This window comes from Stappia stellulata DSM 5886 (assembly GCF_000423705.1).
Lineage (GTDB): Bacteria > Pseudomonadota > Alphaproteobacteria > Rhizobiales > Stappiaceae > Stappia > Stappia stellulata.
The window spans coordinates 1-18,197 of the sequence record NZ_AUIM01000004.1; the positions used below are offsets into that span (position 1 = coordinate 1).

The 18,197-nt window shown below is 64.4% G+C and carries 18 protein-coding genes; 11 read left to right on the forward strand and 7 right to left on the reverse strand.

Going from position 1 to position 18,197, the window contains the following annotated elements:
- Positions 1–229, reverse strand: a 229-nt coding sequence (locus G572_RS0100085) for a transposase (protein ID WP_029056755.1), incomplete at its 3' end; no start/stop codon positions are given.
- A 281-nt stretch (positions 230–510) separates the two neighbouring features.
- On the opposite strand from G572_RS0100085, the gene G572_RS0100090 reads away from it, so the two are divergent.
- The 11 genes from G572_RS0100090 to ligD all read left to right on the forward strand — a co-directional run bounded on the left by G572_RS0100090 (position 511) and on the right by ligD (position 11,256).
- On the forward strand, positions 511–1,968 hold the full coding sequence (locus G572_RS0100090; protein ID WP_029056756.1) for a TrkH family potassium uptake protein: 1,458 nt from the start codon (positions 511–513) through the stop codon (positions 1,966–1,968).
- On the forward strand, positions 1,965–2,648 hold the full coding sequence (locus G572_RS21720) for a potassium channel family protein (protein ID WP_051241378.1): 684 nt from the start codon (positions 1,965–1,967) through the stop codon (positions 2,646–2,648). The genes G572_RS0100090 and G572_RS21720 overlap by 4 nt, the downstream gene beginning before the upstream one ends.
- A 67-nt stretch (positions 2,649–2,715) precedes the next feature.
- The gene (locus G572_RS21725; protein ID WP_084649802.1) at positions 2,716–3,453 is read left to right on the forward strand and encodes a gluconate 2-dehydrogenase subunit 3 family protein; all 738 of its coding nucleotides are present in this window, start codon (positions 2,716–2,718) and stop codon (positions 3,451–3,453) included.
- Between the two features lie 3 nt (positions 3,454–3,456).
- Entirely contained in the window at positions 3,457–5,235 is a 1,779-nt protein-coding gene (locus tag G572_RS0100105; protein WP_029056757.1) for a GMC family oxidoreductase, read from the forward strand.
- 12 nt (positions 5,236–5,247) lie between these two features.
- Entirely contained in the window at positions 5,248–6,060 is an 813-nt protein-coding gene (locus G572_RS21730) for a c-type cytochrome (RefSeq protein ID WP_051241379.1), read from the forward strand.
- Positions 6,061–6,102: 42 nt separating this feature from the next.
- Complete coding sequence (locus G572_RS26585; RefSeq protein ID WP_245566131.1) at positions 6,103–6,594, forward strand: c-type cytochrome; 492 nt, start codon at positions 6,103–6,105, stop codon at positions 6,592–6,594.
- Position 6,595: 1 nt separating this feature from the next.
- The gene (coxB, locus tag G572_RS0100120) at positions 6,596–7,522 is read left to right on the forward strand and encodes a cytochrome c oxidase subunit II (RefSeq protein WP_029056758.1); all 927 of its coding nucleotides are present in this window, start codon (positions 6,596–6,598) and stop codon (positions 7,520–7,522) included.
- Positions 7,519–10,038, forward strand: coding sequence for a cytochrome c oxidase subunit I (ctaD, locus tag G572_RS21740; protein ID WP_051241380.1), 2,520 nt, complete (start codon positions 7,519–7,521; stop codon positions 10,036–10,038). The genes coxB and ctaD overlap by 4 nt, the downstream gene beginning before the upstream one ends.
- Positions 10,035–10,349 carry a hypothetical protein gene (locus G572_RS21745; RefSeq protein WP_037544924.1) on the forward strand — a complete coding sequence of 105 codons (315 nt, stop codon included), beginning with the start codon at positions 10,035–10,037 and terminating at the stop codon, positions 10,347–10,349. The genes ctaD and G572_RS21745 overlap by 4 nt, the downstream gene beginning before the upstream one ends.
- A 1-nt stretch (position 10,350) precedes the next feature.
- Positions 10,351–11,076 carry a cytochrome c oxidase assembly protein gene (locus G572_RS21750; RefSeq protein ID WP_037544928.1) on the forward strand — a complete coding sequence of 242 codons (726 nt, stop codon included), beginning with the start codon at positions 10,351–10,353 and terminating at the stop codon, positions 11,074–11,076.
- A 24-nt stretch (positions 11,077–11,100) separates the two neighbouring features.
- On the forward strand, positions 11,101–11,256 hold the full coding sequence (ligD, locus tag G572_RS26105) for a non-homologous end-joining DNA ligase LigD (protein WP_156884425.1): 156 nt from the start codon (positions 11,101–11,103) through the stop codon (positions 11,254–11,256).
- A gap of 13 nt (positions 11,257–11,269) precedes the next feature.
- Here the strand turns inward: ligD and G572_RS0100140 are convergent, their stop codons facing one another.
- The 6 genes from G572_RS0100140 to G572_RS0100165 form a co-directional block, all read right to left on the reverse strand.
- A complete protein-coding gene (locus G572_RS0100140; protein ID WP_029056759.1) occupies positions 11,270–11,854 on the reverse strand; it encodes an exopolysaccharide biosynthesis protein in 585 nt (194 codons plus the stop codon).
- A gap of 26 nt (positions 11,855–11,880) precedes the next feature.
- A complete protein-coding gene (locus G572_RS0100145) occupies positions 11,881–14,067 on the reverse strand; it encodes a xanthine dehydrogenase family protein molybdopterin-binding subunit (protein ID WP_029056760.1) in 2,187 nt (728 codons plus the stop codon).
- Positions 14,064–15,035, reverse strand: coding sequence for an FAD binding domain-containing protein (locus tag G572_RS0100150; RefSeq protein ID WP_029056761.1), 972 nt, complete (start codon positions 15,033–15,035; stop codon positions 14,064–14,066). The genes G572_RS0100145 and G572_RS0100150 overlap by 4 nt, the downstream gene beginning before the upstream one ends.
- The gene (locus tag G572_RS21755) at positions 15,032–15,556 is read right to left on the reverse strand and encodes a 2Fe-2S iron-sulfur cluster-binding protein (protein ID WP_084649879.1); all 525 of its coding nucleotides are present in this window, start codon (positions 15,554–15,556) and stop codon (positions 15,032–15,034) included. Before G572_RS21755 ends, G572_RS0100150 begins: the two co-directional genes overlap by 4 nt.
- Before the next feature lie 91 nt (positions 15,557–15,647).
- A complete protein-coding gene (locus G572_RS0100160) occupies positions 15,648–15,830 on the reverse strand; it encodes a DUF3008 family protein (RefSeq protein ID WP_029056762.1) in 183 nt (60 codons plus the stop codon).
- A gap of 204 nt (positions 15,831–16,034) precedes the next feature.
- Positions 16,035–18,095 (reverse strand): catalase, encoded by a 2,061-nt coding sequence (locus tag G572_RS0100165; protein ID WP_037544931.1) that lies wholly within the window; start codon positions 18,093–18,095, stop codon positions 16,035–16,037.
- Positions 18,096–18,197: the final 102 nt, after the last annotated feature.

The window sequence follows — 18,197 nt, forward strand, 5'->3', positions numbered from 1 at the left end:
CAGCAAGCCTGCGCTTGCCGGCTTCCACGAACTCCTTGGACCAGGTGTAATACAGGCTCTGTGCGATCCCTTCACGGCGGCACAACTCGGCAACGGAGTCATCACCGCGCAGCCCGTCGAGCACGATCCTGATCTTGTCTTCAGCGGAAAAATGCCGACGGGTCTTGCGGCGGATGTCCTTTACCACCCGCTCGGCAGGTGATTTTGCGTTGGAGGATTTGGGCTTCATCTTCGTTCCTTCGTCACTACGACGAAGCCCAAACCCTCCTTAAATCACAACCTCAAATCTGTGCCATAGGCGCTGACGGGGAACACGTGATCGCACGGGCGATCAGGACTGTCGGGAGAGTGTCCAGGGGGCGACGGTTTCTTCCTTGAGGCATCTGAACGATTGCATCAGGGGCAGGCCGGCATTTCCGGGTGTCTTCGGACCGGCGTGTCGGTTACGGGAACAATCGATCCCTGTTGCCGGTTTATGGCGAATGACATCCCGTCCGGCATCCTAGGCCCATGTCCCGAGCAACTGGTCAAAGCAGTGTCGTCTGGCGCGCGCGTCCGGGGCATGTTCTGCGGGCCGTCGCGGTTCACGGACTGGTCCTTGCCGGACTGACCGCTCCGCCCGCCGTTGCCGCCGCTGTCGAGCGCCATTGGGAACTGGTCTTCGCGCTTGGCGCGCCCACGCTGGTTTTCACCGCGGTCGGCGGGGTGTCGCTGCGCAAGTGGCAGCTTCGGGATCTGCGGGGGATCGAAGCCATCGTCACACTTGTCATGTTGTTCGCGCTTGGCGCCGTGCTTGCCGTTCCGGCCTTCATGGTGCTCGGGCTTTCCGCAAGCGATGCCCTGTTCGAATCCGTCTCGGCGATCACCTCGACCGGGCTCTCCGTCGCAACCGGGACAATGGACTGGTCCTTGAGCGGGCATCTCCTGCGCGCCTGGTTGCAATGGTCGGGCGGCTTCGCGATCGCGGTCGCCGGGGTTGCGGTCATCGTCGGGCCGGGGGTGACCGCGCAGACCCTCGGCGATGTGGGGATCGGCCAGCGCGATTTGCTGCAGTCGACCCGCACCCAGGCGCGTCAGTTGCTGATCGTTTATGGCGCGATTACCGGTGTGGGCATTCTGCTGCTGCTGCAGCTCATGCCCAGTTGGTGGGAAGCCGTTGTCGTGGGGCTGGCTGCGGTTTCAACCGGGGGCTTCACGCCAAGACCGGACAGTCTGGCCAGCTACAGTCGCGTCGCGCAGGCGGTGATCATGCTTCTGTGTTTGTCCACCTGCATTTCCCTGATGTTCTACGTTCTTTGCTGGCGGTCCGGCCTTTCTTCGGCATTGAGGGCAACGAACGCCAGGGGCGTGCTGGCGCTGACCCTTTCAGGTCTCCTCGCGCTCTGCGCGCTGGTGGTGCTGAGTTCGCAATTGCCCGCGAGCGCTCTTGCCGATGTCCTTCTGAACTACATCAGCGCGCTGACCACCGCGGGTTTCTCAGTCGCTGTTGTCACGGACGTTCCGCCTGCCGTTGCCTTTCTCCTGACCGCCATGATCGTCGGTGGCGGGGTGGGATCGACCGCCGGGGGGATCAAGATCGACCGCGCCATGAGCGCGCTTCGCATGATCGGGCTCACCCTCTTGCGCATGCGCACCCCGCCGCGCGCCGTCACGCATTTCAAGGAGGACGGCGCGCCGGTGAAATCCGAGCGCGTGGTCTCCCTGGTCGCTGTCGTCAGCTGCTACGCGATCACCGCCCTGGTGGCCTGGATCGTCTTCTTGATGTCGGGCCAGCCGGCGCTTGGATCGCTGTTCGATATCGTTTCGGCGCTGTCGACCGTGGGGCTTTCGTCGGGCGTGACCGGCCCCGATCTCGCGCCGCACCTGAAATTCGTTCTGGTGGCGGCAATGTTTCTTGGGCGGCTGGAGTTTCTTGCCGTTCTTGTTGCGTTGTCGCCGTCCACCTGGAGTCCATGGAGAAGCAAATGAAGATCGTCATCGTGGGCGCGTCCCGTTTCGGCGTGGCGACCACCGACCAGCTGATGCAAACCGGTCACCAGGTGGTCCTTGTCGACAGGAACCGCGAAACGCTCGACGAGGTCGCGGAGGATCTGGATTGCGGCATGCTGCATGGCGACGGGACGTTGCCGACAATCCAGCGCGAAGCGTTCGGCGACCATGCGGATGCGCTGATCCTTCTGACCAACACGGACGACGTGAACATCATGGCGGCGCTGGTTGGACGCTCTGTCGGATTCGAGCGTGTCATACCGCAGATCGTGCGTTCGGAGCTTGTATCCGTCTGTGAGGAACTGGGCCTCGAGGATCTCGTCACGCCGCACCAGACCCTCGCGCGCTCCTTGCTGCGGATGATCGAGGATCACTCCGATGCCGCGCTTGAGATGCGGTTTCGCAAGGGGCTGACAATACGCGGATACCCTGTCGGGCCGGAACTGGACGGCAAGAAGATCCGCGATCTCAATCTGCCGCGCCAATGCCGGGTTATCGGGATTGCCTGCGACGAGACGGAGTGGCTCGGCGACGACGAGACAAGGCTCGAGGAGGGCTACCGTCTGATCATGGTCGCGGAAGACAGCATCGTCGATGACCTGGACGCTTCTTTCGAAGCCGAGGGAGCAGGGGACATGCCCAAAAACCGGAAGGGCTGAGAAATTTCGGAACAAGTGGTCATTTGCCCTGTTTGAGCCTCGACCGCGTCAATTATCGGGGGATCACATGGCAGTTTTTTCGAGAAGGGCGGTGCTGCTCCAGCTGGGAGCGGCGGGGGTGGCCGCCATCACGCCGGGTGCATCGCTCGCCCAAAACCCTTTTGCCGCCCTTGATGGAAAACCCTGGGCATTTCTCACCGGGGATGAAGCGCGCTTTCTTGCCGCCCTGGCCGACGTCCTGATTCCGGAAGACGCGTTTCCAAGCGCAAGTCAGGCGGGTGTCGTCGATTACATCGACCTGCAACTGGCCGGACCTTACGGGTCGGGCGCGGGTCTCTACCTGAAGGGCCCCTTCGGCGATGCCGCGCCCGAGCAGGGCTGGCAGGTGGATCGCACACCGGCGTCGTTGATCCGCGACGGGATCGCACGCCTCGAAAAGAACGGCCCCCGCCTGGTCGACCTCAACGAACCGCAGCGGCAGGACTTCGTCACACGCCTGTCCGAAGGGAAGGGGAGCGATCTCGGTGACATGCCCGCATCCACGTTCTTCGACGAGCTCTGGTCCCTGGTGAAGGAAGGCTATTTCGCCGATCCGATCTATGGCGGCAACAAGGATTATGCCGGTTGGCGGATGGTCGGTTTTCCCGGGGCTCATGCCTATTACACCGATTTTGTCGACAAGAACGCTCCTTTCGCGGCGCCGCCGCGCGGCATCGCCCATGTGCCGGGACGTGCGCGCTCCGCAACTCCGGGCCGGGCCGCCGGAGTCCGGGGGCGGCAGGAACCGGCGAGAAAGGAGGGCTGAATCGTGGTCAAGGAACTTCCCAGGACGGATGTCGTGATCGTTGGGGCCGGGTGGACGGGTCTGGCCGCCGCCAAGGAACTGGCGGATGCGGGTCAGCGGTGCGTGGTGTTAGAGCGCGGCGACTGGCGGCACGATACGGTGAGCTTCGGGGCTCCGGAGGAACATGACGAGCTCAAATATGCCCGTCGCAAGGGGCATATGCTCGATACGCAGGTAAAAACCCTGTCTTTCCGCAACAACAGCTCACAGACGGCCCGGCCAATGCGGCGCCTCGGGTCGTTCCTGCCGGGAAAGGGGCTCGGCGGTGCCGGCATTCACTGGAACGGTCAGCTGTGGCGTCCCCTGCCGTCGGACCTGAACATGCGCAGCCACTATGCGGAGCGCTATGGCGAAAGCATGCTCGACGGCCTCAGCATCCAGGACTGGGGCGTGTCGTATGACGAACTCGAGCCCCACCTCGACTTTTTCGATCGCGTCTGCGGCACGGCTGGCGTCGCAGGAAATCTCGATGGCGAAATCCGCGAAGGCGGCAATCCCTTTGAAGGACCGCGTTCGGCGGAATATCCCAATCCGCCGATGAAGGCCTCTCCGCCGCTGCGGCGTTTCCGCGAGTCTGCAAAGGCGCTCGGCTATCATCCGTTTCAGATGCCTTCGGCCAACGTCACCAGGGCTTACGAGAACGCCTATGGAGCCCAGTTGCATCCTTGCACCTATTGCGGGTTCTGCGAGCGCTTCGGCTGCGGATATCTCGCAAAGGCAGACCCCATTGTCTGCATCTACGACATCCTGAAGGATCACGAGAATTTCGAGTTGCGGATGAACGCCCACGTTCTCAGGGTCGAGAAATCCGGCGACGGGAAGACCGCAACCGGCGTGACCTATGTCGATGAAGACGGACAGGAGGTGTTTCAGCCGGCCGATACCGTCTGTCTCAACGCCTATGCCCTGTGGAACGTGCACCTGATGTTGGTCAGCGGTTTGGGCACGCCCTACGACCCGGAGACCGGCAAAGGCACCGTCGGACGAAACTATGCCTACCAGACCCTCGCCGCGGCGGGCGCATTCTTCGACGACGAGGTCTGGTCCAACCCCTTCATGGGGGCCGGCGCTCTGGGAATGACGATCGACGATTTCAACGGCGACAACTTCGATCACAGCGAGCTCGGATTTGTCGGGGGCGGCTATATCAGCGCGAACCAGACGAACGGACGGCCGATCAATTACCAGCCGACGCCACCGGGCACCCCGCCATGGGGCGCAAAGTGGAAGCGGGCGGTGCGCGACAGCTATCTTCACCACGTGGGGATCGTCTGCCACGGCAGCTCGGTCGCGGTTCCCCGGAATTACCTCGATCTCGATCCGACCTATGTCGACGATTTCGGGCAACCACTGCTGCGGATGACCTTCGATTTTCCCGACAATGACCGCAAGATGAGCGCCTATGTGCTTTCGAAGGCGGAAGAAATCGCCCGCAACATGGACAATGTCCGGGCCGTCAGCACGAGCAATCAGGCATCCGAAGGCAAGAGTTATTCCGTCGTTCCCTACCAGACCACCCACAACACCGGTGGGGCGGTGATCGGCACCGACCCGGCGACCAGCGTGGTGAACCGCTACGGCCAGATGTGGGACCACCACAATGTCTTCGTTTTCGGTGCCTGCCTGTTCCCGCAAAACCTTGGATACAACCCGACCGGGGCTTTGATGGGGCTGGCCTACTGGACGCTCGATCACATGAAGAACGACTACCTGGGCAATCCGCGCCCGCTGATGGACGCCTGAGGGAGGCTCGACATGAAACTGGTCAGACGAACAGCAATCGTCCTTGTCGCCCTGAGCGTCGGATCCAGCGTCGCATTGCAGGCGCAGGATTACTCCCAGGGCCCGGCCAAGTCGGAACTCGAGCGCCGACTGAAGGTCGACGGCGTCCTGTTCAACGCCACGATAAGCCGGGCGCCCGACGACGACCTGCTGGAGGCGGGACGTCTCGTGGCCATGGGCGGTGCGGAAAAAGGCGGATCCGGCATGGCCTGCATCACCTGTCACGGCGTCGACGGACAAGGCGACGGGACGGGGGCGTTTCCGCGTCTCGACGGGCAGGCGGGCTGGTATCTCTACAAACAGCTTCAGGACTATGCCAGCGGCGCGCGCCCCAACCGGGTCATGAGCGGCATTGCCAACCGTTTGACGGACCGCGAGCGCGAAGCCGTCTCGGTCTATTACGCGGCGATGGGCGCGGGCACGCTCGACAGGCCGCGCAGCGCCTTCGACGGGACGTTGCTTCAGTGGGGTGGCCAGCTCGCGGCCGTCGGGTCGGCGGAAAAGGGCATTCCGGCCTGTGTCAACTGTCATGGCGCGGGCGGCACCGGCCTGCCGCCGTCGGTTCCCTATCTCGCCGGGCAATATGCGGAATACATGGAGCTTCAGTTGCACCTGTGGAAGGAGGGCACGCGCGACAATGACGCGATGAACGTGATGTCTGCCATCGCCGACAAGATGAGCGCCGAGGATATGCGTGCGGTGTCCGAATATTATGCCCGCGCCGCCAATCCCGCGACGGCCGAAACGGTTCCCGTGCAGGACCGTGTAACACGCGCGTCGGACTGAGCGACAATGGTGCTGTCCACTGTATTTCAACGCCTCCGACGCGTGTTTTTGCCGCTTGTCGGCGCGGTCGTTCTGACCGCCTGCGTGGTGGGCGTTTCGGTCTGGGCGCTTGCGCGACCCGAAGCCGATCCGATCGGCGCCTGGTTTCGGGCGCTCGGCGCACGCACCGCCTCCTACGCCGACAGCCTTCAGACACCAACGGGCGCCGGCCGGACGGACTGGACGGACCAGGCTTTGCGTGTCGTGGACGGCGATCCGGCCCGAGGGGCGGATCTCATAGCCGATTTCGGCTGCGGCGCCTGCCATGCGATCCCCGGGGTCGTGCGGGCCCGGGGAACCGTGGGGCCGGACCTGCGAGGGTTTCGCGACCGTTCCTACATCGCCGGCATTCTCCCGAACCGGCCCGGAAACCTGGTCGACTGGCTGCAGTCTCCCCCTCGCCATTCCCCCAAAACGGTGATGCCGGACATGGGCGTGAGCGAGAACGAGGCAAGGCATATGGCCGCTTATCTCTACATGATGGAGTCGCGCTGAGATGGAAGCTGCTCTGGATATCTTCGACGCACAATGGGCGTTGAACGGCGCAGGGGTCGGGGCCTCCAGAACCCTGTGGCTGACGGGTATCATGACCGTGGCAGGCATTGCGATCTTCGCTCTCGTGATGGTTTTCGTGGCGCTCGCGTGGAAGGCGCGCGGCGAGGCTCGCACGTGGTGGGTCGTCGGCGGCGGGATCGTTTTTCCCGCGGTGGTGCTCTTTTCCCTTTTCGTCGGCTCGACGCTGGTCCTGCGGGCGATCGCGGGCGGTGCGGAGGCCGCTCATGTCATCGAGGTGACCGGCAAGCAGTTCTGGTGGGACGTGGTCTACGATCCCGACGGCCGCGCGATCCGGGATGCCAACGAGATCGTCCTGCCGGTGGGCGAGACGGTGGAGTTCCGTCTGAAGAGCGCCGACGTGATCCATTCCTTCTGGGTTCCCTCGATCTCCGGAAAGATGGACATGATCCCGGGACGGGTGAACCGGCTGACCGTCACAGCCACTGAGGAGGGCCGGTTTCGCGGTCAATGCGCGGAGTTCTGCGGTCTCGCCCATCCCCTGATGGCATTCGAGGTCGTGGCCCTTCCTCAAGACGAATTCGACGCGTTTCTGGACGGCCTCGAGGGCGAGGCACGCGATGCGGTCACACCGCAGGAGCGGCGCGGGGCCGAGGTGTTCCAGACAGCGGGCTGCATCGCCTGTCATAGGGTTGGCGGCATATCCGACGCCCGGATCGGTCCCGATCTGACCCGTGTCGGTGCCCGGGCGTCGCTGGGCGCGGGAATGTGGAAGATGAACACCGGCAACCTGGCCGGCTGGATCGCCGATGTCCGGGACATGAAGCCCGGCGCGGACATGCCGTCCTACAACCACCTGTCAGGGCCTGAGCTGCGGGCGCTGGTGGCATGGCTGGAGAGCCTGGAATGAGCGTAGTGGAGAACCCGAGCGACTATTCGGGAACCCGAAAAGGGGAAGACAAGTCCTTCGAGGGCGTGTGGGACACGCCGAAAGGCATCCGGCGCCTGTCGTCGGTCAGCCACCGGGTGGTGGGTCGCCGTTTCATCTACACCGGATTTGTTTTCTTTCTGATTGCGGGTTTCCTGGCCCTTCTCGTCAGAACGCAGCTGATTGTGCCCGGGAACACCTTCCTGGATCTGGAGACCTATAATCAGGTCTTCACGATGCACGGCACCTTGATGATGTTCCTTTTTGCGATCCCTATCCTGGAGGGGTTTGCGGTCTATCTGATCCCGTTGATGCTGGGTGCGCGGGATCTGATTTTCCCTCGTCTGGGCCAGTTCGGCTATTACTGCTATCTGTTTGGCGGGATCATTGTCCTCTCGTCGTTCCTGTTCGACGCCGCGCCCGATGGCGGCTGGTTCATGTATGTGCCGCTGTCGACCAGCGCCTTTACGCCGGACGTGTCGGCCGACTTCTGGCTGATCGGCATCACCTTTGCCGAGATCGCCTCGGTCACGGCCGCCGTCGAGTTGATCACCGCCATACTCTGTGCCCGCGCGCCGGGCATGAGCCTGGCGAAGATGCCGGTCTTTGCCTGGTACATCCTGATTACTGCGTTCATGATCGCGATCGGTTTCCCGCCCCTGATCATCGGGTCGATCCTGCTGGAATCGGAACGCCTTCTCGATCTGCCGTTCTTCGATCCGGCGCTGGGGGGCGACCCGCTGCTCTGGCAGCACCTGTTCTGGCTGTTCGGCCATCCCGAGGTCTACATCATCTTCCTCCCGGCGGCGGGCATGGTGGCGACCATGCTGCCGACCTTTGTCGGCAAGCCCCTGTTCGGATACGGCTTCACGGTCGCGGCCGTGGTCTCCATGGGGTTCATCAGCTTCGGCCTCTGGGCGCACCACATGTTCACCACGGGCCTGCCCATCCTGTCGCTGTCACTGTTTTCGGCTGCCTCGACCATGGTGACGATCCCCACGGGCGTCCAGATATTCTGTTTCATCGCGACGCTGGCTTCCGGCAGGCCGAGGCTGACCACCCCGATGCTGTTCATCCTCGGTTTTCTCGCGATCTTCGTGCTCGGTGGGCTGACGGGCGTGATGCTCGCGAGCGTTCCCTTCAACTGGCAGGCGCACGACAGTTACTTCGTCGTCGCGCATCTCCACTACGTGCTGATCGGCGGGATGGTCTTTCCGCTGTTCGGCGCATTCTATTACTGGGCGCCGCATTTCACGGGACGCATGATGTCGGAACGCCTTGGCCGATGGGTTTTCTGGCTGATGTTCATCGGCTTCAACACGACCTTTCTGCTGATGCATGTCACCGGTCTGCGCGGGATGCCGCGGCGTGTGGCGACCTATCCCGAGGGTCTCGGCTGGGACCGGTTGAACATGCTCAGTTCCATCGGCAGCTATATTCTGGCAGCCGGCATTGCGCTCTTCGTCTTCGATTTTCTCCGGCACAAGCGCAAAGGGGCGGTCGCGCCGCGTGATCCCTGGGGGGCGGGGACGCTGGAGTGGCTCTATCCGCCGGTGACGCCGGGGTTCAATTTCCACGCCATTCCGCCCGTGAAGAGCCGCGAACCGCTGTGGGACCAGCCGGAGTTGCTGGACAACGAGGCGCATCGGGTCGAGGGCGTGATGCGCGGCATACGCGACGGGCGGCGCGAGACGATGGGGTGCGATCCGGTCAGCGGCGAGCCGCTTTACATCCTGCGGCTTCCCCATCCGACATGGATCCCGATGCTTGCCGCCTTCGGCCTTGCGGTGCTTTTCGGGGCGACGATCGCCTCCTTCTACTGGGTCAGCGCCGTCGGCGGCGCCATTGCATTGGTCGCGTTCACGTTGTGGGGCTGGGAGCCGTCCGACAGTGGCGTCGCGCGCGACGCCGGGATGGGGCACCGGCTTCCGGTCAATGTCGTGGATCGGCGCAGCCACACGCATGTCGGGGTGGTGGGAACCGTTCTGGTGCTGATGGCCCTGTTCGCCTCATTGGTCTTCGGTGTGCTCTATCTGTGGAACGTCGCGCCCGGGATGGCCGGAGCTGCGCGTCTGCCGTCGGTTCTGCCGGTTGTCGGCGCCGCGCTGGCGGGACTTGCCGTGGCCGGCTTCGGCCAGCTTGGACGCCATGCCGGGCTGAAAGACCGGTTTGCCGGTGCCGCGCTGTTCGCCCTGCTTACAGCCATTTCCGCCGGCCTGGCGCTCTGGGCCCTTTGGGCGGCGCTCAAGCCGATCGACCCCTGGGCAACCGCGCTCGGTGCAACGTTGTGGGCCATGGCGGCTTTTGTCGCAGTGAACCTTTTCGTGACGGCTTACTGTGCGCTTTTCAATGCGGTGCGAAGGCTCTCCGGCCAGGTGGAGGCGGGGCAGTGTCTGCCGGACTTCAATCTTGCAACCTACGCCAAGGGCACCGGCCTGATGGTCGTCGCCACGGCGGCGATCTATCTGGCGGGCGCGCTGCAGGGAGGGGCGGGATGACGAACATGGCACGCAGGGTCACGGCAATCGTTGTCCCCGGTCTCGCCTGGGCAACCCACTTTATCGCCGTTTACGCACTGATCTCCGCCGCCTGTCCGCCGCGCGCCATGATCGGGTATTCCCACCTGGTCGCCACGGTCGCGGCGGTGACGCTCGCGGCGCTGGCCGCCTGTTTGTGGTCGGTCGTGTCGGGATGGGGCAAGACCGACAACGATCTTGGCGGCGCGGCGTTCTGGAGCGGCCTGATCTTCGCGCTGGCGATCTTCGCCGATGCCGCGATCCTGTTTTTCTTTCAAGGATGTGGAGGTTGACATGGAAACCCATGTGCCATTTTGCGGTCCCCCGCCCGCGCCGGCGGACCTGTGGACCCGCTGGACCCTGGATCCGGTCCTCCTGACCGCTCTCGCGGTCACGCTGGCCCTCATTCTGTGGCGCGTCGGCAACGGCGACCGGACACGGCCGGTGCTCGGCTGGATCCTGGTTGGCGTCATGTTCGTCTCTCCGATCTGCGCGGCGTCCATGTCCCTGTTTTCCGCGCGCGTCGCCCAGCATCTCGTGCTTGTGCTCATCGCGGCCCCGCTCCTGGCGTCCCTGCTACGGGGCAGGGGCGTCGGGCCCGGCCTTGCCGCGGCGGTCTTCGCCGCACTCTTTTGGCTGTGGCATGTTCCCGGGCCCTATGCACTGACCTTGCAGTCGGATCTGGTCTATTGGGCGATGCACCTCAGCCTGCTCGGGTCGGCGGTCGTGCTGTGGGCCTCGTTCCGGACGCACGTGGGGACGGCTCCCTTCGCCACCGCACTGGCGGCGGCGGGCACGGCCGCCCAGATGACGCTCCTCTCGGTGCTGCTGATCTTCTCGGACCGGCTGTGGCATCCGTGGCATTTGGCGACAACCGCGCCTTACGGCCTGGGCGCCCTCGATGACCAGGTTCTGGCCGGCGCATTCATGTGGATTGCGGGCGGGTTGCTGTTTGCGGGTCTTGTCGCCTCGCTCGCCCTTCGGTTTCTGGGATCGCACCGGGCGGTGGAGGAACGCTGAAGGCCATCGCGGGAGCGGCCCGCGATGAAACTGCGGGGCGCCCGTTTCGACTGGCTGCGCAACGAGCGCGGCGCCACGGCGGATGCTCCCTGTTCGCTGCGGGTAGACACTAACACCACCATTGCCGTCCCTGTTGCGTGGGAAGAGCTGGAAGCGCTCGAACGCTGGTCGAAAGGGTGAGGCCGCTCCGATCTTACGTTTGCCACAGGTAGATCGAGACTGGCACCAGGGAAAGCAGCACGAACGACGCCAGGGCCAGCAACCCGTCCCGGGTAAGAAGGCTGGCCGCGAACAAGGCGATGACGGCCGAGGCAATGGACCCGGAGGTCGGCACCAGCTCCATGAACGGCATGAACAGCGTGAGACCCATGATCAGGCTCATGGGTAGCCACAGCCAGGGGCGGTGAAACAGCCAGGTCAGGCGCGGTTTCAGGAAACGCTCCACAAATCGCACCGGCCTTCGGAGCCAGCGGATACCCCGGCAGAGTGTCTCGGACGACATCCGCCTCCTGGTGAGAAGCCGGGGAAGCCAGACACTTTCCCGGCCTCCCATCATTTGCGCCACCAGAATGAAGACCAGTATGGCGACCATGGTCGTGATGCCGGGCAGGGTGCTCGCCGGGGAGGTGGAAATCAGCGAAAACACCAGCATCAGGGATGCAAAGGACGACCGGCCGAGCTTGTCGACGACAACGTCCACGGTGACCTCTTCGTCGGTCACCGCGGATTCCAGTTCGTCCAGGATTTCGCTCAACGCATAGGTTCCGCTGTCCGACACGATGGTGTGCTCTCCCAAGGTTTCCGTCATACGAGTGCGGCAAGGACCCGGTCGGGCGTGGCCGGGAAATCGCGCAAGCGCGCCCCGCAGGCGTGATGAACCGCATTCAGGATCGCCGCGCCGGCGCCGCAAATACCCAGTTCGCCGATCCCCTTCGCCTGCAGCGGTCCGGCCCAGGGATCGCGTTCCTCTATGAAGTGCACATCGAGCGGCGGAACATCCGCATTGACCGGCAGGTGGTATTCCGCGAAATCGCGGTTGACCATGTGTCCGTCGCGGCGGTCATGGGTCACCGCCTCCGTCAAGGCCATGCCGATCCCCCAGATCATGCCGCCGTGGCATTGCGAGCGTGCGGTGCGCGGATTGAGGATACGCCCGGCTGCAAAGCTTCCGTGCATCCGGCGCATGCGTATCTCGCCGGTAACGTCGCTGACCGCGACCTCAGCGAAATGGGCGCCGAAAGTGGCCTGGCGGACCTTTTGCTGCGCGTCGCCAGGCTGTACATGGCCATCGCCTGTCAGCACCGTGCCGTCAAACGCCTCGGCCAGGCTGCGGCGCGTGTTGCCGCGGATGATTGTGCCGTCCTTCAGCGTGAGGTCGGCCTCGTCACAAGCAAGCGCCCGCGCAATCTGCCTGCGCAGGTCCATTCCGGCCATCCAGACGGCGGTGCCGGTGGAGGCTGCGCCGAAGGACCCGCCGGACCCCGAGCCGGGCGGCAGTTCGGTGTCTCCCAGCCTGACCTTCACACGCTCGAGCGGCAGGCCCAGCAATTCCGCCGCGATCTGCTGGAAAATCGCATAGCTTCCGGTGCCGATATCGGTCATGTCCGTCTCGACAACGGCCCTGTCGCCGGTCAGGAGGATGCGGGCTTGCGCCTCCATGATCGCATTGACGCGGAAGGCCGCGGCCATGCCGGTGCCGATCCACCACTCACCTTCGCGCCGCTGGCGCGGGGGCGAGGGCCGGTCGGCCCATCCGAACCGTCGTGCCCCTTCGCTCAGCGCGGCCTTCAGCCGATGGGAAGAAAAGGGAATGCCGGCTTCGGGGTCCTTGTCGGGGATGTTTCGCAACCGCAACTCGACCGGATCGATGCCGGTGGCCACGGCGAGTTCGTCCATCGCGACCTCGAACGCGGTGACACCGACGGCCTCGCCCGGGGCACGTACCGATCCGGCCGCGGGCCGGTGTATCCGCGCGACATGCATCCGCAAGGCCCTGTTCGGTGCCGCATAGGCGAAATGACTGCCCTGAAGCACCGGTTCCGCGAAGGTTTCGTCGGGCAGATTTGAGACCAGCGCCTCGTGCTCCAGCGCCGTCAGCCGGCCCTGGCGGTCTGCGGCGAGCCGAATGCGCTGTCGGGTTTCGGAGCGGCGTGTGTTCATCTCGAACACCTGTCGGCGGTGCTGAACCACGCGGATGGGCCGGCCCAGTTCGATCGCGGCGAGGGCCGCTGCCACGCACTCGGCCGAAATGCCGAGCTTGGAACCGAACCCTCCGCCGACATAGGGAGCCAGGATCCGCACGTTCTCCGGGGCAATGCCAAGGCTGTCGGCCAGTTCGTTGCGGTTGTATTTCAGCATCTGCAGGCTGCCGCGCAGGACAAGTCGCGTGCCGTCCCATTCGGCGGTGGCCGCATGCGGCTCCATGGCCGCCGACACCATAGAGGACGTTGTGTATGTCCGGTCCAGTACATGCGCCGCGTCGCGACGGGCCGCGTCCAGGTCGCCCTGCGCGGTCTGTCGGCCGTCCGGTTTCTCGGCCGTGACCGCCTCGGGGTCGACCGGGGCATCGTCCGTTTCGACTTCGACCTCAAGGGCCTGTGCGGCGTGGCGTGCCTGTTCGAAACTGTCAGCCACCACCAGGGCGACCGGCTGGCCGACGTATTCGGCCCTGTCGACGCCCTGGACCGGAGCTTCGTTGGCGGCGCCCTGCGCGGCGTTGCGGATCATGCGGGGATCGCGCAGAACCAGGCGCACCCCCTCCATCTCGCGCACGCTATTCGCATTGGAACAGGAGACGGCGCCTATTCCCGGGGCACGCACGAGAAAGCCATGCAGGAGGCCATCGGGCCGCGGTTCGGCCGCATAGGTCGCGGCACCGATGGCCTTGGACAACCCGTCCGGCCGCTCGTTTTCGTGTCCAAGGACGCCTTGAACAAGGTCATCGGCCCGGTTGGCCTCGTCGGGTGCGTCGAGTTTCAGGTCCAGGGTCATTGTGTCGCCTCCGTCAATACCGCTTTCAAGACGCGTTTGGTCAGCGGCAGTTTGAATGCCGCGCCAGGTGGCGGATCGGCCTTGGCAAGCAGCACCTCGCCGGCTTTTTCGAACAATGCGTCGGACGGAGTTTCCGCCGTGAGCAGGGCTTCGACTTCCCGGTCGCGCCACGGCTGCGGTGCGAGCCCGCCGAAAGCCAGCGCTGCCTGTGCGATGCGGCCGTTTTCCATGCGCAGCACGGCGCCGACCGACAGCAGCGCGAAGGCATAGGACGCGCGGTCGCGGACCTTGCGATAGACCTGCCGGTCGCCGGACGGCGCGGGCAGGCGGACCGCGGTGATCAGGTCGCCCGGCGCCAGCGATGTCTCGATATGCGGTGTGGCACCGGGCAGACGGTAGAGATCGGGCAGCGCAATCTCGCGTGGCGCGCCATCCGGGCCTTCCACCTCGACCGTGGCATCCAGCGCGCGCAAGGCGACCGCCATGTCGGAAGGATGCAATGCGATACAGTGCTCGGAAGCGCCCAGTACCGCGTGATTGCGCGTTTCGCCGCCGATGGCGGCACAACCGGATCCGGGCGTGCGCTTGTTGCAGTTCGTGTCGGTATCGTAGAAATAGGGACAGCGCGTGCGCTGAAGCAGGTTGCCGCCGGTTGTCGCCTTGTTGCGCAATTGCCCGGACGCGCCCGCCAGCAGGGCGCGGGCAAGCACGGGGTAGTCGCGCCGCACCCGGGGGTCTGCGGCAAGGTCGGAATTGGTGAGCGTGGCTCCGATGCGAAGCCCGCCGTCCACCGTTTCGATACCGTCTAGGTCGAGGCGGGAGATGTCGACCAACGTGTCTGGCGTCATCACCTCCAGTTTCATCAGGTCGATCAGGTTCGTGCCGCCGGCGACATATCTTCCGCCGTCGCGTGCCGCCTCGTGTGCGCTGGAGCGCTCGCCGGGTCTGACGTAGTCGAACGGTTTCAATCTGCCGTCTCCTCTTCAGCGGGCACCTCGGTCGCAACCTGGCCGATCGCGGCATTGATGCCGGGGTAGCAGGAACAGCGGCAGAGATTGCCGCTCATCCGTTCGCGCAATTCGTCCTGCGTCAGCTCCACCTTCGATGTGAGGTCGGCGCTGACATGGCTGGGCCAACCCGCGGCGACTTCCTCAAGCATCGCCGTCGCTGAACAGATCTGCCCGGGCGTGCAATAGCCGCATTGCATTCCGTCGTGTTCGACGAAGGCGGCCTGCAGTGCTGACGGACCGTCCCGCGCCAGCCCTTCGACGGTGGTGACCTCGTCGCCTTCATGCATGACCGCGAGGCTGAGACAGGCGTTGATGCGGCGTCCGTTGACCAGCACCGTGCAGGCTCCGCACTGTCCGTGGTCGCAACCTTTCTTGCTCCCGCTCAGGCCGACATGGTCGCGAAGGGCGTCGAGAAGCGTGACCCGCGGGTCGAGATCGAGCGACTGCTTCCGGCCGTTCACTGCGAAACTGAGTTTCATGGCGCTCTCCTTGGGCAACATGAAAACAACCAGGCGTGGTGGTTCATGTTCCCTCTGTTTTCGGTCTTCGGACACTCAGGTCCTTCGTGTGTCACGACGCATGGCCGGGCTTGCCCTTGCGCTTGCCCTCGGCAAATGCCTCCAGCTGCGTCTCGGTCATCGTCTCGTGCATTTCTCGTGCGGCACCGGTCAGATCGGAGGGATCCATTTCGCCGCGTTTTGCGGACAGGGCGGCGCCGGCAGCCTTTTGTTGCGCTTGCGATTTGGCGGGCATGACTGGATCTCCGTGGATAAGGCGTTGCACGAAAACTGGCGGAAGCCCGACAGGTTCCGGACGGCCGTGGAGCAGGGCCGGCGGGGAAGGGACGCAATGTCGCGATGACGCACGAAACGTTTCGCCAAAACGTCGCAGGGAGGGGCGTCGCGACGGCAGCCGGGGAGGACTCACTGCCGTCGCGACGCCAGGGCATCCGTATCGCTACGGGGCCCTGTTCCAGACCCGAAGCGCGGAGGCTTCCTTCAGGAAATCATCGGCCGACAGGACGTCCGTGGACACCACGCCGTCGCCAGGGGTGTCCGGGAGGCCCGCCGCGCTGAGCAACGGCCCCGCGTCGGCGCTGTGGAAAATGTATTTTCCATGCGCCCAGGCGTCGGCGACCCAGCTTCGGGCCGCGTGCAGTCCACCAAGCTGAGCAGCGCCCTCGGCGCTGACCAGCACGGCGGTCGCGTCGAAGATTACCGACGGACCGCCGTCGATTTTCTCGTCCGTTGCGGTGGTGGACCCGTCGGAAAGACTGACCGACCCGACGCGTGGGCCGACGAGCATTGGCGTCGCGCCTGCCGCCTTTGCCGCATCGCTCAGCGTCTTGAGTTCGCCGGCATCTGTTCCATCCGCGATCAGGATGCCCAGCCTGCGACCGGCGAGGCTCTTCGGCCCGTTCTTCAGGATCGAGAGGGCGGGAGAGGCAGACAAATCCTGACGTGTCGGGATTGCCGGTTCGGCCGGCTCCGGCACGGACATGCCCAGACCGTCGGCGACGGCGTTGGCAAGATCGTCGTGGATGTTGCAAAGCTGCGACAGGACGCGTGTGCGGATCGCCGGGGTCTCCACCTTCGACAACTCGAAGACCAGGGCGTCGGCCATGTGACGTTGTTCGACGTCGGTCTGGCTGATGTAGAACTGTCTCGCCTGGCTGTAGTGATCGGCGAATGTCTCGGAACGCTCGCGAACCTTCGGCCCCGGGTTTTCCTCCGGAACCGAACGGAATCCACCGTCGGGATCCTCGCGCGGCCCGCCTTCGGCATCGCCCCAGCTGTTCGGTTCGTAGTTGGCGCGGGTCGTCGGATTGGTCATAGCCATATGCCCGTCCTGCTGCAGCGAGTGCATCGGGCATTTCGGGGCGTTGACCGGAATGTGTGTGAAGTTCGGGCTGCCGAGACGCTTCAATTGCGTGTCGAGGTAGCTGAAATTGCGGCCCTGCAGCAGTGGGTCGTTGGTGAAGTCGACGCCCGGCACGACGTTGCCGGTGTGGAAGGCGACCTGTTCTGTCTCGGCGAAGAAATTGTCGACCATCCGGTCGAGCACCAGCCGGCCGACCTTTCGCACCGGCACGTCCTCCTCGGGGATAAGCTTGGTCGCGTCGAGGATGTCGAAGTCGAACCGGTCCGCGAAATCATCGTCGAACACCTGCAGGCCGAGTTCCCATTCTGGATAATTGCCGGACTGGATGGCGTCCCACAGATCGCGGCGGTGGAAATCCGGATCGGCGCCGTTGATCGCAAGCGCCTCGGGCCATGTCACGGATTGCAGGCCCTGTTTCGGCTTCCAGTGGAACTTCACGTAATGCGATTTGCCCTCGGCATTCACGAAACGGAACGTGTGGACGCCGAAGCCTTCCATGAACCGGAAGGATCGCGGGATGGCCCGGTCGGACATGATCCACATCATCATGTGCGCGGCCTCGGGCATCAGCGAGATGAAGTCCCAGAAATTGTCATGGGCGGTCTGTGCTTGCGGAAAGCCGCGATCCGGCTCCTGCTTGGCGGCGTGGATCAGGTCGGGGAACTTGATCGCGTCCTGGATGAAGAAGACGGGAATGTTGTTGCCGACGATGTCCCAGTTGCCTTCCCGCGTGTAGAGCTTGACCGCGAAACCGCGCACGTCGCGGGCAAGGTCTGCCGACCCCTTGTTGCCGGCCACAGTCGAGAAACGGACAAAGGCGGGGGTTTTCTCGCCCTTGCGCTGAAACAGGTCGGCGCGCGTCAGCTCCGGGATCGGGTCATACGTCTCGAAGTAGCCATGGGCGCCGTAACCGCGAGCATGAACCACGCGTTCGGGAATGCGTTCATGATCGAAATGGAAAATCTTCTCGCGAAAATGGAAGTCTTCCATGAGCGTGGGGCCGCGTGTGCCCTGTTTCAGGGAATTCTGGTCGTCGGAGACAGGGATCCCCTGCTGGGTGGTCATCCGTTCCACACCCTCCGAGGCCGTCTGGTGATATTCGCCCCCGCGTCCGGAAGATGTCGTGTCTTTCTGCATCTGGGTGGTGCTCCTCGTTTTCGGTGTCGCCTGGCCGACCCGGGGTCTGTGCAGTGACAGGCCGGCAGCAACCGCTCCGGTGTGTCTCGTGCCCCGATGCCG

Excerpts from the sequence above, each read along its gene's own strand:
- G572_RS0100090 (WP_029056756.1), top strand. The coding sequence starts at position 511 with ATGTCCCGAGCAACTGGTCAAAGCAGTGTCGTCTGGCGCGCGCGTCCG.
- G572_RS21720 (WP_051241378.1), top strand. The coding sequence starts at position 1,965 with ATGAAGATCGTCATCGTGGGCGCGTCCCGTTTCGGCGTGGCGACCACC.
- G572_RS21725 (WP_084649802.1), top strand. The coding sequence starts at position 2,716 with ATGGCAGTTTTTTCGAGAAGGGCGGTGCTGCTCCAGCTGGGAGCGGCG.
- G572_RS21730 (WP_051241379.1), top strand. The coding sequence starts at position 5,248 with ATGAAACTGGTCAGACGAACAGCAATCGTCCTTGTCGCCCTGAGCGTC.
- coxB (WP_029056758.1), top strand. The coding sequence starts at position 6,596 with ATGGAAGCTGCTCTGGATATCTTCGACGCACAATGGGCGTTGAACGGC.
- ctaD (WP_051241380.1), top strand. The coding sequence starts at position 7,519 with ATGAGCGTAGTGGAGAACCCGAGCGACTATTCGGGAACCCGAAAAGGG.
- G572_RS21745 (WP_037544924.1), top strand. The coding sequence starts at position 10,035 with ATGACGAACATGGCACGCAGGGTCACGGCAATCGTTGTCCCCGGTCTC.
- G572_RS21750 (WP_037544928.1), top strand. The coding sequence starts at position 10,351 with ATGGAAACCCATGTGCCATTTTGCGGTCCCCCGCCCGCGCCGGCGGAC.
- ligD (WP_156884425.1), top strand. The coding sequence starts at position 11,101 with ATGAAACTGCGGGGCGCCCGTTTCGACTGGCTGCGCAACGAGCGCGGC.
- G572_RS0100145 (WP_029056760.1), bottom strand. The coding sequence starts at position 14,067 with ATGACCCTGGACCTGAAACTCGACGCACCCGACGAGGCCAACCGGGCC.
- G572_RS21755 (WP_084649879.1), bottom strand. The coding sequence starts at position 15,556 with ATGAAACTCAGTTTCGCAGTGAACGGCCGGAAGCAGTCGCTCGATCTC.
- G572_RS0100160 (WP_029056762.1), bottom strand. The coding sequence starts at position 15,830 with ATGCCCGCCAAATCGCAAGCGCAACAAAAGGCTGCCGGCGCCGCCCTG.
- G572_RS0100165 (WP_037544931.1), bottom strand. The coding sequence starts at position 18,095 with ATGCAGAAAGACACGACATCTTCCGGACGCGGGGGCGAATATCACCAG.